The organism is Corynebacterium sp. NPDC104732 (assembly GCF_055583565.1).
The window spans coordinates 75,295-88,153 of sequence record NZ_JBVJNS010000005.1 but is presented as its reverse complement, the minus strand read 5'-3'; the positions used below and the strand labels follow the sequence as shown (position 1 = coordinate 88,153).

Genomic DNA, 12,859 nt, shown 5'->3' with positions numbered 1-12,859 from the left:
TTGGTTTTGTCGCGAGCAGCTTGTTCCCCCATCCCGCAGCCTGATAAGGAAAGTAGGGCTATTGTCGCTGACGCCGTGCTCCGGATCATGAGGGGTCCTCACTGTGCTGTGATAAGTATTTCGGTAAATACTAGTGTGCGCAGGCAGCCTTAGCCACAGTTTGCGAGGATTCTTGAGATCGCTTCCTTTTCCGGGGCAGTGACCCACAGCTGGTATTTGGCCTTCACCTGAACCTGGCGAGTGACGTAGTCGCAGCGAAATGCTTTGTTCGCCGGCAGCCAGGTGGCCGCGTCGCCATCGCCTTTTTGTTGATTGGCCGGACCGGAAACAGCCAACAGATTCAGCGGGTCGTTTGCGAAATTGCGGCGCTGGTCGTCGTTAAGCTGCTGCGCCCCCGTCTGCCACGCATTCGATAGCGACACCACATGGTCTATCTGGACGTCCGAGGAATGTGGGCCGCGCACAAAGTTGATGTCGGTTCCGGTGTACGGGTCGTGCAGCACCCCGGTGAGCACCACGCAGTTGTGGGTGCGCGGTTTGAAGGTTTCCTCAACGAGGTCGCGCTGCAGAATGTCATTGCGAGTATCGCACCCGTTGTGTCCCAGCTCCACCGTCACGTCGTCATCCCAATGCCGGAACTTATCGCGTGCGTAACCAGTTTTCGGTGCGCGTCCCTTCACGGGCAAGGAATTGAGCAAGTCCAAGCTCGCATTGCTTGCCGACGCCACCGGCTGTGGTGCCGAAGCTGCCGCATATTCCGTCGGCCCCTCTGTGCTGGTACAGCTGGTGAGGCAAAAAACAGCTATCAGGCTGGCCGCGATACGGCGCACGGTAACAACTCCTTAGGGAAAATACTCCCGGAGAATTTTAGTACGTCACCTTTCCGGCATCGATATCGGCTAGCAGCTCTGCTGGGACAGAACACGAAATCTTGCCGTCCTCGGCCCACGAATTCTCGAGCACCGGCTTGCCGTTGTACGTCACACTGCACGTCAACGAGGTACTGCGGTCAAGACTTCCCGCCATCAGATTGATGTAGTAATCCGTGGTGGTCACATCTGCAGTGAACGGCAGCTGTACTGCCTTGCTGGGGTCCTTATCTAGCATGACCAGTGCATCTGACGAACCATTAAACGTGACCGTGACGGTGCGTGCCTTTTTGTCATACTTCAGGCCAGAGCTGGTCCAATACTTCGCATAATCAGTACTGCCCAGTACGACATTAGGGGTGAGTTTCGCAAACTTAGGGTTTGAGGGCGCCCGATCTCCCTGCTTGGCAGGTGGAGTGCTACTAGTGACGACACTGCTCGTGGCAGGAGGCTGTGCCACAGGCTCAGTAACTTTACTGTCATCAGTAGATGTACAACCGGCAATGGCGGCACAGGTGAGCAGCGCACCAGCAATGACAATCGCCCGCATGGGGACTCCCTTCAGTTCGCTGAAATTACCAGCTATTAAAACCTGAAAGCGAAAGAGATGCAGGGCTATTAATAGAAATGTTATCTAGCTGGTAGCGCGCTCCCGCCACGCCGGTGGCACATACACGCAAGTCGGGTCAGAGGCGCTGATGTCCCCGGTCAACGCATAAGCCGTGGAACGAGAACCACCGCAGACATGGTGGAACTCGCACACCGAGCATTTGCCATGCCAATGATCTGGGTCGCGGAGCTTCTTGAACACGGGCGAATTGGTGTAAATATCGTGGAAATCCTGCTCCTTTACGTTGCCACAGTGCAGTGGCAAGAACCCGTTGGGGTAGACGTCGCCAATGTGATCAATGAATGCGAAACCGGAGCCCGAGTTCACCGCCATCGGGGCGCGCGGCGGGCGGGGATGCTCAGGAACAGCGCCCAACAGCTCAGTAGTCTTTGCAGTGAGTTCCTCATACAGCGGGCCACCTTCAAAGGGAACCCCTTGCTGATTTTGGATCACCACTCGACGGTACTGCGGTGCTTCGGTCGTCTTGATGGCGATGCGGTTGGAGACATCCGCCAGCCAGTGCAACACATCTTCGCGCTCGTCCGGGCTCAGGGCATCGAGGTCCGCGCCTCGGCCTGTGGGAACCAGGAAGAACACGTACCACATCTTTGCGCCCATTCCCATAACGGTTTTGAGTAGCGCGGGGGCTTCGTGGATATTCTTCTTGGTCAGTGTCGAGTTAATCTGCAGTCGGTAGCCTGCTTCATTGATGACCGGTGCCATAGCTACCGTCTTATCGAAGGTTCCAGAGAAACCGCGAAATGCGTCGTGCGTTTGTGCCGTCGCACCGTCGAGAGACATAGACATCGCCTTGCCACCCGCCTCCCGCAGCGCATGAATCCGCTCCGGGGTGAGTTTAGGGGTGACCGAAGGGGACAGGGACATATTCAGCCCGAGGCTTGTGCCGTAGCGAGTCAGCTCCTCCAGGTCATCACGCTCGAATGGGTCGCCGCCGGTGAGGACCACCAGCGGTAACGGTTTTTCATAGCTGGCCAGGTTCTCCAGCAGCTTTTTGCCTTCCTCTAGCGTGAGCTGGTTCGGGTTCGGCTCATGCTGGGCATCCGCGCGGCAGTGCTTGCACACCAAACCACAGGCCCGGGTCACTTCCCAGATGACAATGAAAGGCTTGGTGTTAATGTCATGGCGGACGGTACGAACTACAGGCGCATGAGACACGTCAGAAACACTTTCTATCAGCAGGCAGTTAACTCCGACGCTAGCCCCGCCATGAGTGGTTCGTCCAACTTTGTGACAAACAACTACAATCGGTCACATGCGCGTATACCTAGGAGCGGACCACGCAGGGTTCGAAATGAAGAACATTATCGCCGAGCACCTCAAGGGCCTTGGACACGAGGTCATTGATTGCGGCGCTCACACCTACGATGCCGACGACGACTACCCGGCGTTCTGCATCGAAGCAGCCTCCCGTACTGTCAACGACCCAGGTTCCCTTGGTATCGTCCTCGGCGGTTCCGGCAACGGTGAACAGATCGCAGCCAACAAGGTCAAGGGCGCCCGCTGTGCGCTGGCATGGTCCCCAGAGACTGCCCGCCTTGCCCGCGAGCACAACAACGCACAGCTCATTGGCCTCGGGGGTCGTATGCACTCCAAGGAAGAAGCCCTCGCCATCGTTGAGGCTTTCCTGGACCAGGAGTGGAGTCAGGCGGAGCGCCACCAGCGCCGTATCGACATCCTCGCGGACTACGAGAAAACCGGCATCGCCCCAGCGCTGCCAGCTGAATAAGAAAAACCCCGGTCCGCCGGGGTTTTGTTAGTTAAAAGTCGAAGCCTCCGAAATCGCCGAAGTCGCCACCAAAGTCTCCGGGATCGCCGGGGGAGTCGTCGAAAAGCCCGCCACCGGCGTCGTCCATACCACCGGCCTGTAGGCCGTCCTGGAAGCCATCGCCGTAACCGGCCTCGAACGCCGACGCGTCATAACCGACCCCGGACATGCCTCCGAACATGGTGGAAAAGAGCAGAACTGACCCCGCTGTCCACATGCCCGTGCGCATTGCCGACGCCCACCACGGTTCCGAATACCACCCAGCCGGAACTGGGCGCCCAGCCACCATGCCGCCAGGATAGTAGTGCTGCGCATGAGCACTTGCCTGCGGAGACGCAGTGATCTGCTTGCCTTCGAAATCAATCGTGCGCTCTTCTGTCACCCGGCCCGCCTGGCGCTGCCCCTCGAGCGGCGGCAGCTCTGGACCGGCGGGCATCCCCATGATTTCTCGGGCGGCATTGACATAATGCAGACCTTCCAGCGCTGACTCGCGGGCAAGTTCTGCCTGCCGAGTGGTCTGAGCTGTGCTGATCTGAGAACTTGCGGCATTGAAACGCTCAGAAGCATCGGCCATTGCCTGGGTAGAGGCCGCATCAGAGCCCGTCAGGCTAAGTACCTGCGAGCCTAGACGGTCAATCCACCGCCGAGCATCAGCCACAGCATCGTCAAAACGAGCTGCCTCCTGCTTCGCCCCGCCTTGCGATGACAATTTAGACACCGCGAATACCGCAGCGGCGACAACTCCGAAGATAAGGACTAGAGATAACACGTTGCTCCTTGTAAACCGTTCACTTACAACAGCAACGAGTGAAGAGTTAAGTTAGTTCCCCTTTTGCTTCTGCCGGTCCTGTGCCCACTCCTTAACGTCCTCAGAACTCCACAGCGTCAACCCGTGCAGCTTCGCCACTGGCTTCGGTGCGCGACCTCGGCCGGCATAGCTAGTAAAAGTGCCACGTGCGGTGCTAGAAAACTCCGCGCATTCAGATGCTGTCCAGAGCTCCTGACCAGTATCAGAATCGATAATTTTAGGTTTCATGCCACACAATTTTAACGAGGCAAATTATAAATAAGGTTCCCAAAGTGGCACAGTTCGATAACGGAATGACGATTTTGGAAAGTGGGATCACATGCGCTATAGTTACCCGACGTACCACATTCGGGAATGTCGTATAGTGGCTATTACCCCAGCCTTCCAAGCTGGTGACGCGGGTTCGATTCCCGTCATTCCCTCCAATACTTAAAATAGCTGGTTTACCTGCGCTAATGCGGTTGCCGCTTTGCCTCCTAGGTGGGGCGCGTAACGCTATCGTGGTGCTAAAAATGTGCTTAAGCGCTGGTTTACGGCTCCAGAGAGTTGACCCTCGGCATTTGATCTTTCTGATCTAAGATGTCGAGGGTCTTTTTCTTGCCCCCCTCCAGTTGCCCCCGCTATTACCAACTGTTACTAACATGTGTTAGCATGGGTTTGTAAGCAAGAGAGGGAAAAGAAAGGACCCCACAATGAACACCGGCACCATCAAGGACTACACCGCCTACATCATGCGCGCCCACGCAATCTACCTCACCACCTGCGCCAACCACCACGCACACCGGGAAAACATGGGCTACGCCGAATACCCCCAGGCAGAAACCGACTACTGGACACGGCAGTACTACCGCGGGAAGGCGATCCTCGAGACGATCGACCTCACCCACAAGTCCCGCCACGACTGGGTGTCCGAGTTCGCCGCGCAAAAAGCAGCCGAAAAATTCCAGCACACGCACTGGGGCCAAGAGGTCTGCGCTGACATCATCGACGTTTTCTTCGGCCTGCGAGACGAGGACTTTACCGACGCTGAACTTGCCCAGCTGAAGACCGCGATCTTGGCCCACTTCGGCTACCACGCCTAAGGGGGCAGCTGGCCCGCAAAAAGAAAATCCCCGCTAGGTGCGGGGAAAGCTGGTCACAAAGCAACCAGGACGGCTCACCCCCGCTACGTGCGGGGAGCTCGAGCCACCACCAACACTAGCACAGAAGGAGAACACGATGGTAATCGTCACGTTCAGTAAAGCCGGGGCGGTGCGGGGGCGCACGGTCGCCACGGTCTGCCGATCCACCTACGGGCGGAAAGCATTCCCCCTACCATCACCCGACCCCAATAGCCCCAGGTGGGGTGAATGCGTCCAGCAAGCGCGGGAGCCGGGGCAATACCTGGTGCTCGACCGCATCATCCACGTCGATGACGATAGTGCCGGGGACTCACCAGAGCTAGATAAGGTGCGGGCCGTAGGTGCAGAGCTGAAGGCCCTACAGGGTGAGGTAGCCGAGCTTGAGCAGGAGCTTCGAGGCCTCATTAAGAAGGCGCACGATGCCGGGGCCACCGATTACGCTATCGCACAGGCCTGCGGGTGGAACCAACCACGGGTGAAACGAGCCTGGTCTGTGCCGGAATGATCTTGCCGATTGGTGGATTAGGCACCCCCTAATCTGACAAGGATTGGGCGAATAGGCAATATCTTGCCGGATTAGGTGTGGTGCTTATTTATAAAAATGCGTGGTTTTTATGTTTTAGGCGTCGCCGACTTCGAAGCCGCGCGATAGTAGCTCGGCACGTAAGGCTTCACGTTCGGCGATGTCCGAGCAGTTCACCAACAATCCGATGCCCTCCACTGTTTGCGGGTTATGCTCTGGCTCTTCTTCTTCGTCGTTGTCGCCGTCGAGGGCTTCGAGGATGGCGTTGTACTCTTCGTCTGTGAAGCCGGTGCCGTCGAGGTCATCCACAGACCTGAGTAATTCGGTCAATGCTTCTACGTCGTAGGAACTCGAATCACTTGCCTTATTATCAATAAGCACGAGCCTGGAAGCATGGTCTTCATCCACATCAACCATGTAAACGTCGATCTCTTGCCATGCCTGTTCACTTGCTTGCTCATCTGCGATGCGCTTGATAGCCAGCAAGCTATGGTTTCCAGCCAGGACTTCGTTCTTTCTACCAGTGAACGTTCCACGATTGACTACAAGCGGCTTGTAAATGCCATTTGCCTTAATCGACTCAACGATTAGATCTACATCGCCGATGCGCGGGTTCTTATAGTAGAGGGACAGCGACTCTACTGGGACACGTTCAAACGAACCGATATTAGCTTCTACTGTTGCCAACTGATTTCCTTACGATATCTTCAAAGTAACTATCAGATACCTGTTGGTAAGAGTTGGCTAGTTCTGGGTGACGGGTCACATGATTCCTAGCGCGGGCGCATGCAAGACAATTCCTTCCGCCTCTTTTGAGTTGAGATGGCACAAGGTTTTGAGGAATAAACGCATGCCCGTACTTGCAACGCTTTTTTGCAGCCCAGTGGTGTGTCCCATGTTGAACTGCGTCAAAGTTGTTTTCTGACTGAGTGTCATATCTCAAATTTTCAATATGGTTGTTTGTTGATTTTCCATCATTGTGGCAAACAACTTTCCCAGTTGGGCATGGCCCGATGAAAGCAAGCATCACAAGCCTATGGACTTTCGCTTGTTGCGATTCGCCGCCCTTCCTGAGATTTACAACCATCCTGTTTTGCGCATCTGGACATGGGGCCATCATTCTTCCAGGCCATTTCCGCAAACCTTGTTTTGTTTCCAGCACTCTGTCTAGGCTTCTTACGCGCCCGTGATCTGATACTTCGTAGCTTCCTTCGTATCCAACGACAGGCTTCCATGTTTCTGGTTTTCCGCATGGACAGGTAGGCTGAGGATTAGCCATGATGCACGCTCCAATCGTGTCATTGTGGACAGGCTCGGTTAGCGCTCCAATCGCTTTCCGGGCCGTTATTTGTTTCAATTCTATCTTATTTGTACTGGTAGCAGCGCTTTTTGAGTTGCCACTGTGGATAACTAATTGATGTGTGAATGTGTCATGGGTGGAGATTGTCACCCGCTGGGGGTTGGCTAGGGGATAGACTGAGGGCATGAAACGAATCATCATTACCACCCTAGTCGCAGCCCTCGCACTCACCGGGTGCTCCAAGCCTGAGCCGGCCCCGCTCCTGCGCGAGAACTCAGATATTCAGGTGGCCTATGTGAGGATGGAGATGGCCGATAAATACGGTGCCGATTATCGATTAAAGGACGCGGAAGAATACTGTCAGGCGTTACGTGACGGCAAAAATGAAGATGCTATCATCACGGAAACTAGCCCCATGTATCCAGGGATTGTGCGCCGATATATTCGCGCTTCTAACACGTTCGTGTGTCACGATAGACACGATGATTTGGTTAACGGGGCGTGGGATGACCCGACGCTAGGGTCGTTCAAATCCCGCTAGTAGTGGTTTTGCCTGGTGTTGAGGATGGAGTGTTGTGCGTCTGTCAGCATGTACACCATGCGTCCCCTGTCCTTGCATTCACCTGAATTAACCACGATGGCGTGTTCGTCGGGGTGGTTAGGGTTGGTGGCGTAGCCGATGATGATTGCGTCGGTGATGATGTCGCCTTCGTCTAGCTGGCCGGAGCAATAGTTTTCGGCGATACTTGCGAGACTGTTTGGTGGTTCGTTGTTGAAAAACTCGCATTCGCAGCTCATATAATCAAATCTCCTAAAAGATCACTCAAGAACGGCCACACCTGCGTAAGATCATGGTGCGACAAGGGGAGTGTTACCGCTGGCAGCGGGTCACCACACGCAATATCCTCAGCAACTCTTTCGGCCTGTTCCACCGTGAACAGCTGGTAGTGCACATCATTCCAACCATGGCCTTTGCGTGGGGTGAAGGTCTTGTTTTTGTCTGATGGGACGCGGGGCCGACTCATACCCCGGTAAAGGTCGCGGTATTCTATGCGATCCCGGTACAGTTTTGTCCATGTGGGTAGGTGGATGAGGAAGCATTTCCCGTCACCTGTGGGGATGATGACACAATCCCAGTGCTTGTAGTGTTTTATAGTGGTTCCTCGATGATCATTCGTGCCCATGCGGGGATTTTCGTGCCGTTGTACTTTGCTTCACCGTTCAAAACGGCGCGTGTGATGCCGATGTGTTCGTCGCGTTCTGGCTGGCTGATGCGTCCCCATGGCCTGGGTGTGTGCGCCATGAACCGCGATGCTTGGCGTCGCTCGTATTCGGCCTGCAGGCGCATCGCGCGCCGGGTCGTATCGTCGGTCATTGCGCATCCTGTATGCGTCGGATCTCGCGGTTGAGCAGGTCGCGGGCTTTCATGAGGTCTTTCAGCACTTCGCCTTTATTTAGTCCGTCGAGACGGGTTGATCTGGCGACGTATTGGACAACTTGCCCGCCGTTGCTGGTGAGGTGCTCTGAGATGTCCGCGACTTGTACACCGTTCGGGAACTGGTAGTAGGCGGGGCAAGATTGCGGGGGCCATGTGGCTCGTAGCGTGATGTATGGCTTGCCAGCGAACTCATTGCATGTGCTTGTGGTGCCGTCAGGTAGTGGCTGCGGGTTCGGTGCTGTCACTGGTGTTCCTGGTTTGAAGCCGTGTTTACGCAGCCACTTTTCCGCATTTGGTGTCGTAAAGGTTTCGCCCCATTCGGCTGCTAGTTCGTCTGGGGCGCCCTGGTCACACCACTGGGTGTCTACTTCGCGTCGGTGGGCTGCTTCTTCCTCAGCACTGCCTCGGAACAGATCTAGGCGTTCGTTGTCGTTCATGGTCGGTTCTCCAATTCGTGTACGTATGCCCACGCAATGAGGGCGGAAGCGAGGATAAGCGGGATCATGCGGATTCTTCTGTGTTGAAATGGTGGTATGGGGTCATTGGCTGTTCGCTGTCGGTTTCGCACCACATGTCTTTGCGCCATTGCCGTTCCTCGATCTTTCGAGCGGCCTTCTTCGTTTTGAACGGTTCGTTGCAACAATGGCAAAACGCCCGCGACGGCATGTTTCCTAGCATTCGGCTCATGTGGTGTCCTTTGTGTTGCTCAAATGGTGGACTAGATCGGCTGCAAATCGAGTAGTTGGCCACCGTGGGTGGTGAATGCGGTGGCGAATGGTTGTTGCCATGCACCGCCGTTGTGCTCAGCAAACCAGTCAGAGCCGCCGTCGTAGGTGTTGGAGCACAGGAACGTGCGAGGCCCTGAGGTGAGTGCTTGGAATTGGTGGAAGTGTCCGAACAACACAAAATGGGCACCGGCTGCGGGTTGCTGGTAGAACGCGGCATCCTTGAGCCATTTTTCCGCGCCCGCACATCCACCGGGGCACGGTACGGGAGGTTCTTCTGGGCGTCGATCTTCCAATCCTTCGCCCCGGTCGGGCGCCCGTCACCGTCAACCACAGCGGCGGTTGTGAGCCGGGCCGTAAGCAGAACAGGGCCGGGGAATCGCTTGAGTTGACCGATCACACCCTCCCAGACGTCGTTAGCCCTGTTCCACAAATCCATTGAGATGGAGTAGTCGCCGTCCTGATTTTTCCGGCCTCGGCGACGCTGGTTCGCAGCGGCCTGGGCCTCGTCCTTCAGGAGATTCCACAGCTCGGTCATGGAGTCAATCACCAAAAGATTGAACATGCCCTCGGCTGACGATTCAGCGCTAGCGTCTGCGATAGCCTGACGGATTTGCCCCAGGGTGCCGTCATGCTCGACGATCTCAAAATCAGCCCCTGGGATGGCTGCGTATTCATCTGCCTGCCCCTCGCCGATCTCGATCACGAAGCAGCGGTCTACCTCCTGCATGGCGCTGGTCTCAAGCGCGGCCCAGGTTTTACCGGCCCCGGCCTCACCGGCCAGTAGGATCATGGGGAACGCGACACGCCCGGTAGGTTTTCTGGTTTTGATGGCCATTACTTTTCACCGCCCTTCTCAAGCGCCTTTAAATCAATTAAGCCGTGAACCTGATTCATAAGATGTTCTATCGCTGCCTTCGCTACGCCATCACGCGCGAGTGTGACCGTGAACCTCGGCTTAGATACTTCGACGATCTCCCACCCGGCGGGTAGCTCACCGGTGACCTGCCAATGCTCTAGAACACTTTTCGATAGCGCATCGGCCTCAGCTTTCGAGATGTCCGCCTCTAGCAGGTCCGGCGCGTGCTCAGATAGAAAAGCGAGTGCTTGACGACCCTTCTCAGAGTCGGGGTCTGGTAGCTTATCGAAAACCTCAAACCCTTTATCGTTTGCGTCGGCAAAGAATATGTTCCTATCAACGCAAATAGCTGCTTTATTTGGGGAAGACATCGACAAGCCTCCCATCTTTAGCCCTTGCGCGTTCTTCACATCTGTTTTATCGCCAGGGGAAAATTCACTGGCGACTTCTGCCTTGAATTCCTTGTGACGGCTCTCAAACAATTTAAGGAGTGCAGCCTCGAGAAGCACCCTCTGGTGTTTTACTTGCCGGTCCGTGCTGGTCTTTACGACCTCTTTCGTGTAGTCTTGATCTTGCATTCCTTTTTTCCTTTCTCGTTACGGGTTAGGAGTCCTTTCGGGAATCGCAAAACCCGTCCCATCATGGTGTTGCAGCGCCGGGGCGGGTTCTTTTATGCCGCGACCCCGTCTTCCCACGTTGCGATGAAGTTCTTTACATCCTGGGCCGTGGCGATCACGGTGTTTCCCTTACGGCGCGTCCTGAGCGCGCCTTCTTTCCGCCAGCGGTACACCGTATGGCGTGACACGTTGAACAGCTTCTCGATCTCAGCCAGCCGGTACGCCGGTTTATCGAGGATGATCTCAGTTGCAGGTTGGATCATTAGGAGTCCTTTCGATAGGGCGTAATGTTACGCATAAATAAGTATATAACACATGTAGCAAAAAGTAAAACAGCGTAACAATACGTTTCAGTTCGTAGCCGGGGTGGCGGGAAGAAACACGTCCGATATGCTAAAAAGCATGAGCGAGCAGTGGGAAGTCGGAAAACGCCTCAAAGAGGCCAGAGAAAAACACGGCCTAAGCATCAGAAGAGCCGCCGCAGAAATCGGCGTATCTGAGGGATGGTGGCGAATGATCGAACTCGGAACCAAACCACTCCACGGCAAGCGCGTCCCGGTTCAAATCCCCTCCGGCTACCTCGTCCGCGCGGCCCTTATCCTCAACCTCGACGCAGACGAACTGATCACGCTCGGAGGGGACAGGGTGAAGCACGACGACGTAAACAACCTTATCCAGGTCGTCACCGAGTCGCTCCATACCCTCAGCACCGAGCAGCTAAAACTAGTCCACGCCTTCATTAACGGTCTGCGGGCGGGGAAATAGCCATAACATCAGCCAGTGAGTCCATAGCCTCCCGCGCCAGGCGGTGATTCACGTGCATGTACTGGCGAGTAGATGCAATAGTGGAGTGCCCCACGATCTGCGCGATCACCTCCGGACTTACCCCACCCTCAAGAAGCAGTGACACAGTGGTGTGGCGGGCGCAGTGGAAGTCCACCGCTGGCGCCCCGGCGCGCTTGCACGCTTCACGCCACGCCGCTGTCACCGCCCTCGGGGATAGCGGGTCACCGTTCTCCTTCGCCCATACCAAACCAAGCCGCCCCGTCGGCGTGGCCCGGATGTACGCGTCCAGCCCGGCCCACAGCGGGGAGGGGAGTGGCGTGGCACGCACAGACTTCGTAGTCTTAGGACGCGTCCAATAATAGGAGCCAACAGCGTGTCGGTGCTCGTACCCCGGAGGCATCGGCGTAATCCGCTCCGGGCACTGATACGGCTTCACCTTCTCGCCGCAGTGACAGCCGGGGCCATGACCCCACGGTAACGACTTGATCTGCCATGACAGGTCAACGAAACCAAGCTCAAGATCGAGACGCGGGCGCTCCAGCCCCAGCAGTTCATTCTTGCGGCACCCGAGGAACAGAGCGCTGGTCCATAGCGAGGCTAGTGGGTCTTCTTCCTTGATGGAGCACATGATGATTCGGCGGGCCTCCATCACTGATAGTGCCTCGCGCGGCCTGCTTAGCGCCCTTGGTCGGTCCACCTTGTCGCACGGGTTCACATCAATCTTGTCTTCGCGCACCGCCGCCTTAAACATCACCGAGGCGACGGAGTGGACGATCTGGACGGTGCGCTCCGAGATACCGTGTGAGCGGACGAAGCGGTGAAGCTCACGGATCTCCTCGGCCCCCACATCTTGAAGCAAGTACTGCCCCAAGCACGGTGAGATGTACTTTCTCACCTTGCCCCGAGTATCCTCTAGGACCCGTGGCTCCAGTTTGTCTGCGGCGATCTCGGTCAGCCAGTATGCCGCCCAAGTTTCCACGGTGACGCTTCCGGGTGCCATGTTGGAGTTCAGCAGCTCCTTGATCAAGTCCTCGCGCTTGCGGTAGAGCTCCGGCTCGGTTCTCGCGGAGACGGTTCGGCGGAGTTGCTTGCCGGTGCCGTCGTAGCCGATTGTGAAACCGGCGCGGAGTCGACCATCTTTCTCCTTATAAATGGTGCCCTTGCCGAGTGCTTTCACACGTTTCATTCCACTGCTCCTTGGTGCTGAAATCGGGGCTTAAAACCGCCCCTCTTGCAACATAATGTTACGCACTTCAACTATTGATTGTCGAGCAAAATGCGTAACCAAAGGTAGGGATTACGTGAACACCGGACTTCCAAGCTGGTGACGCGGGTTCGATTCCCGTCATTCCCTCCAATTTCTAATAACGAAGCAACCAGCCGGGACGCTGGTTGCTTTTTTGTTTTTTGTGGAAGG

Annotated in this window: 19 protein-coding genes and 1 tRNA gene; 6 read left to right on the top strand and 14 right to left on the bottom strand. The window is 56.0% G+C overall.

Translation table 11 applies throughout. The features are described 5' to 3' along the window. Positions 1-149 precede the first annotated feature (149 nt). From ACZ6ZO_RS05355 to ACZ6ZO_RS05345, 3 genes are all read right to left on the bottom strand, one after another. Positions 150-830, bottom strand: a complete 681-nt coding sequence (locus tag ACZ6ZO_RS05355) for an HNH endonuclease family protein (RefSeq protein WP_182385571.1) — start codon at positions 828-830, stop codon at positions 150-152. A 37-nt stretch (positions 831-867) separates the two neighbouring features. Then, complete coding sequence (locus ACZ6ZO_RS05350) at positions 868-1,419, bottom strand: hypothetical protein (RefSeq protein ID WP_465291109.1); 552 nt, start codon at positions 1,417-1,419, stop codon at positions 868-870. 84 nt (positions 1,420-1,503) lie between these two features. Then, positions 1,504-2,655, bottom strand: coding sequence for a TIGR04053 family radical SAM/SPASM domain-containing protein (locus ACZ6ZO_RS05345; RefSeq protein ID WP_208767951.1), 1,152 nt, complete (start codon positions 2,653-2,655; stop codon positions 1,504-1,506). A 97-nt stretch (positions 2,656-2,752) separates the two neighbouring features. Here ACZ6ZO_RS05345 and ACZ6ZO_RS05340 point away from each other — a divergent pair, with 97 nt between their 5' ends. Further along, the gene (locus ACZ6ZO_RS05340; protein ID WP_182385574.1) at positions 2,753-3,226 is read left to right on the top strand and encodes a ribose-5-phosphate isomerase; all 474 of its coding nucleotides are present in this window, start codon (positions 2,753-2,755) and stop codon (positions 3,224-3,226) included. A gap of 31 nt (positions 3,227-3,257) precedes the next feature. On the opposite strand, the gene ACZ6ZO_RS05335 is transcribed toward ACZ6ZO_RS05340, so the two are convergent. Both ACZ6ZO_RS05335 and ACZ6ZO_RS05330 read right to left on the bottom strand, forming a co-directional pair. Then, a complete protein-coding gene (locus ACZ6ZO_RS05335; protein ID WP_182385575.1) occupies positions 3,258-4,034 on the bottom strand; it encodes a DUF1542 domain-containing protein in 777 nt (258 codons plus the stop codon). Positions 4,035-4,085: 51 nt separating this feature from the next. Further along, a complete protein-coding gene (locus ACZ6ZO_RS05330) occupies positions 4,086-4,301 on the bottom strand; it encodes a helix-turn-helix transcriptional regulator (protein WP_343160367.1) in 216 nt (71 codons plus the stop codon). 122 nt (positions 4,302-4,423) lie between these two features. Between ACZ6ZO_RS05330 and ACZ6ZO_RS05325 the strand changes: the two genes are divergently transcribed. The 3 genes from ACZ6ZO_RS05325 (at position 4,424) to ACZ6ZO_RS05315 (ending at position 5,699) form a co-directional block, all read left to right on the top strand. Next, positions 4,424-4,498: transfer RNA gene (locus ACZ6ZO_RS05325), tRNA-Gly, on the top strand. A gap of 267 nt (positions 4,499-4,765) precedes the next feature. Then, on the top strand, positions 4,766-5,155 hold the full coding sequence (locus ACZ6ZO_RS05320) for a hypothetical protein (protein ID WP_465291106.1): 390 nt from the start codon (positions 4,766-4,768) through the stop codon (positions 5,153-5,155). 136 nt (positions 5,156-5,291) lie between these two features. Next, positions 5,292-5,699: a hypothetical protein gene (locus ACZ6ZO_RS05315; protein WP_465291104.1), complete on the top strand. Its 408-nt coding sequence runs from the start codon at positions 5,292-5,294 to the stop codon at positions 5,697-5,699. A gap of 114 nt (positions 5,700-5,813) precedes the next feature. Here ACZ6ZO_RS05315 and ACZ6ZO_RS05310 read toward each other — a convergent pair whose 3' ends face one another. Both ACZ6ZO_RS05310 and ACZ6ZO_RS05305 read right to left on the bottom strand, forming a co-directional pair. Further along, complete coding sequence (locus tag ACZ6ZO_RS05310) at positions 5,814-6,203, bottom strand: hypothetical protein (protein WP_465291102.1); 390 nt, start codon at positions 6,201-6,203, stop codon at positions 5,814-5,816. A gap of 181 nt (positions 6,204-6,384) precedes the next feature. Continuing rightward, entirely contained in the window at positions 6,385-6,996 is a 612-nt protein-coding gene (locus tag ACZ6ZO_RS05305; protein ID WP_465291100.1) for an NUMOD4 motif-containing HNH endonuclease, read from the bottom strand. A 205-nt stretch (positions 6,997-7,201) separates the two neighbouring features. Here ACZ6ZO_RS05305 and ACZ6ZO_RS05300 point away from each other — a divergent pair, with 205 nt between their 5' ends. Next, complete coding sequence (locus ACZ6ZO_RS05300) at positions 7,202-7,558, top strand: lipoprotein (protein ID WP_182384886.1); 357 nt, start codon at positions 7,202-7,204, stop codon at positions 7,556-7,558. Here the strand turns inward: ACZ6ZO_RS05300 and ACZ6ZO_RS05295 are convergent. The 6 genes from ACZ6ZO_RS05295 to ACZ6ZO_RS05270 form a co-directional block, all read right to left on the bottom strand. Further along, positions 7,555-7,815 (bottom strand): hypothetical protein, encoded by a 261-nt coding sequence (locus ACZ6ZO_RS05295; RefSeq protein ID WP_465291098.1) that lies wholly within the window; start codon positions 7,813-7,815, stop codon positions 7,555-7,557. The two genes, ACZ6ZO_RS05300 and ACZ6ZO_RS05295, sit on opposite strands and share 4 nt — an antisense overlap. 352 nt (positions 7,816-8,167) lie before the next feature. Further along, positions 8,168-8,392 (bottom strand): hypothetical protein, encoded by a 225-nt coding sequence (locus ACZ6ZO_RS05290; protein WP_465291096.1) that lies wholly within the window; start codon positions 8,390-8,392, stop codon positions 8,168-8,170. Continuing rightward, positions 8,389-8,892 carry a hypothetical protein gene (locus tag ACZ6ZO_RS05285; RefSeq protein ID WP_465291094.1) on the bottom strand — a complete coding sequence of 168 codons (504 nt, stop codon included), beginning with the start codon at positions 8,890-8,892 and terminating at the stop codon, positions 8,389-8,391. The genes ACZ6ZO_RS05290 and ACZ6ZO_RS05285 overlap by 4 nt, the downstream gene beginning before the upstream one ends. Before the next feature lie 64 nt (positions 8,893-8,956). Continuing rightward, on the bottom strand, positions 8,957-10,018 hold the full coding sequence (locus tag ACZ6ZO_RS05280) for an AAA family ATPase (RefSeq protein WP_465291092.1): 1,062 nt from the start codon (positions 10,016-10,018) through the stop codon (positions 8,957-8,959). Then, on the bottom strand, positions 10,018-10,617 hold the full coding sequence (locus ACZ6ZO_RS05275; RefSeq protein ID WP_465291090.1) for a hypothetical protein: 600 nt from the start codon (positions 10,615-10,617) through the stop codon (positions 10,018-10,020). Before ACZ6ZO_RS05275 ends, ACZ6ZO_RS05280 begins: the two co-directional genes overlap by 1 nt. A 92-nt stretch (positions 10,618-10,709) precedes the next feature. Beyond that, positions 10,710-10,919, bottom strand: coding sequence for a helix-turn-helix domain-containing protein (locus ACZ6ZO_RS05270; RefSeq protein ID WP_465291088.1), 210 nt, complete (start codon positions 10,917-10,919; stop codon positions 10,710-10,712). 139 nt (positions 10,920-11,058) lie between these two features. Here ACZ6ZO_RS05270 and ACZ6ZO_RS05265 point away from each other — a divergent pair, with 139 nt between their 5' ends. Continuing rightward, entirely contained in the window at positions 11,059-11,421 is a 363-nt protein-coding gene (locus tag ACZ6ZO_RS05265; RefSeq protein WP_465291086.1) for a helix-turn-helix domain-containing protein, read from the top strand. Here ACZ6ZO_RS05265 and ACZ6ZO_RS05260 read toward each other — a convergent pair. Further along, the gene (locus tag ACZ6ZO_RS05260; RefSeq protein ID WP_465291084.1) at positions 11,396-12,628 is read right to left on the bottom strand and encodes a tyrosine-type recombinase/integrase; all 1,233 of its coding nucleotides are present in this window, start codon (positions 12,626-12,628) and stop codon (positions 11,396-11,398) included. The two genes, ACZ6ZO_RS05265 and ACZ6ZO_RS05260, sit on opposite strands and share 26 nt — an antisense overlap. Positions 12,629-12,859 lie beyond the last annotated feature (231 nt).

Bases quoted from the DNA above. Each gene is read 5' to 3' on its own strand.
- ACZ6ZO_RS05350 (WP_465291109.1), bottom strand. From the start codon at position 1,419: ATGCGGGCGATTGTCATTGCTGGTGCGCTGCTCACCTGTGCCGCCATT.
- ACZ6ZO_RS05340 (WP_182385574.1), top strand. From the start codon at position 2,753: ATGCGCGTATACCTAGGAGCGGACCACGCAGGGTTCGAAATGAAGAAC.
- ACZ6ZO_RS05330 (WP_343160367.1), bottom strand. From the start codon at position 4,301: ATGAAACCTAAAATTATCGATTCTGATACTGGTCAGGAGCTCTGGACA.
- ACZ6ZO_RS05320 (WP_465291106.1), top strand. From the start codon at position 4,766: ATGAACACCGGCACCATCAAGGACTACACCGCCTACATCATGCGCGCC.
- ACZ6ZO_RS05315 (WP_465291104.1), top strand. From the start codon at position 5,292: ATGGTAATCGTCACGTTCAGTAAAGCCGGGGCGGTGCGGGGGCGCACG.
- ACZ6ZO_RS05305 (WP_465291100.1), bottom strand. From the start codon at position 6,996: ATGGCTAATCCTCAGCCTACCTGTCCATGCGGAAAACCAGAAACATGG.
- ACZ6ZO_RS05300 (WP_182384886.1), top strand. From the start codon at position 7,202: ATGAAACGAATCATCATTACCACCCTAGTCGCAGCCCTCGCACTCACC.
- ACZ6ZO_RS05295 (WP_465291098.1), bottom strand. From the start codon at position 7,815: ATGAGCTGCGAATGCGAGTTTTTCAACAACGAACCACCAAACAGTCTC.
- ACZ6ZO_RS05290 (WP_465291096.1), bottom strand. From the start codon at position 8,392: ATGACCGACGATACGACCCGGCGCGCGATGCGCCTGCAGGCCGAATAC.
- ACZ6ZO_RS05285 (WP_465291094.1), bottom strand. From the start codon at position 8,892: ATGAACGACAACGAACGCCTAGATCTGTTCCGAGGCAGTGCTGAGGAA.
- ACZ6ZO_RS05280 (WP_465291092.1), bottom strand. From the start codon at position 10,018: ATGGCCATCAAAACCAGAAAACCTACCGGGCGTGTCGCGTTCCCCATG.
- ACZ6ZO_RS05275 (WP_465291090.1), bottom strand. From the start codon at position 10,617: ATGCAAGATCAAGACTACACGAAAGAGGTCGTAAAGACCAGCACGGAC.
- ACZ6ZO_RS05270 (WP_465291088.1), bottom strand. From the start codon at position 10,919: ATGATCCAACCTGCAACTGAGATCATCCTCGATAAACCGGCGTACCGG.
- ACZ6ZO_RS05265 (WP_465291086.1), top strand. From the start codon at position 11,059: ATGAGCGAGCAGTGGGAAGTCGGAAAACGCCTCAAAGAGGCCAGAGAA.
- ACZ6ZO_RS05260 (WP_465291084.1), bottom strand. From the start codon at position 12,628: ATGAAACGTGTGAAAGCACTCGGCAAGGGCACCATTTATAAGGAGAAA.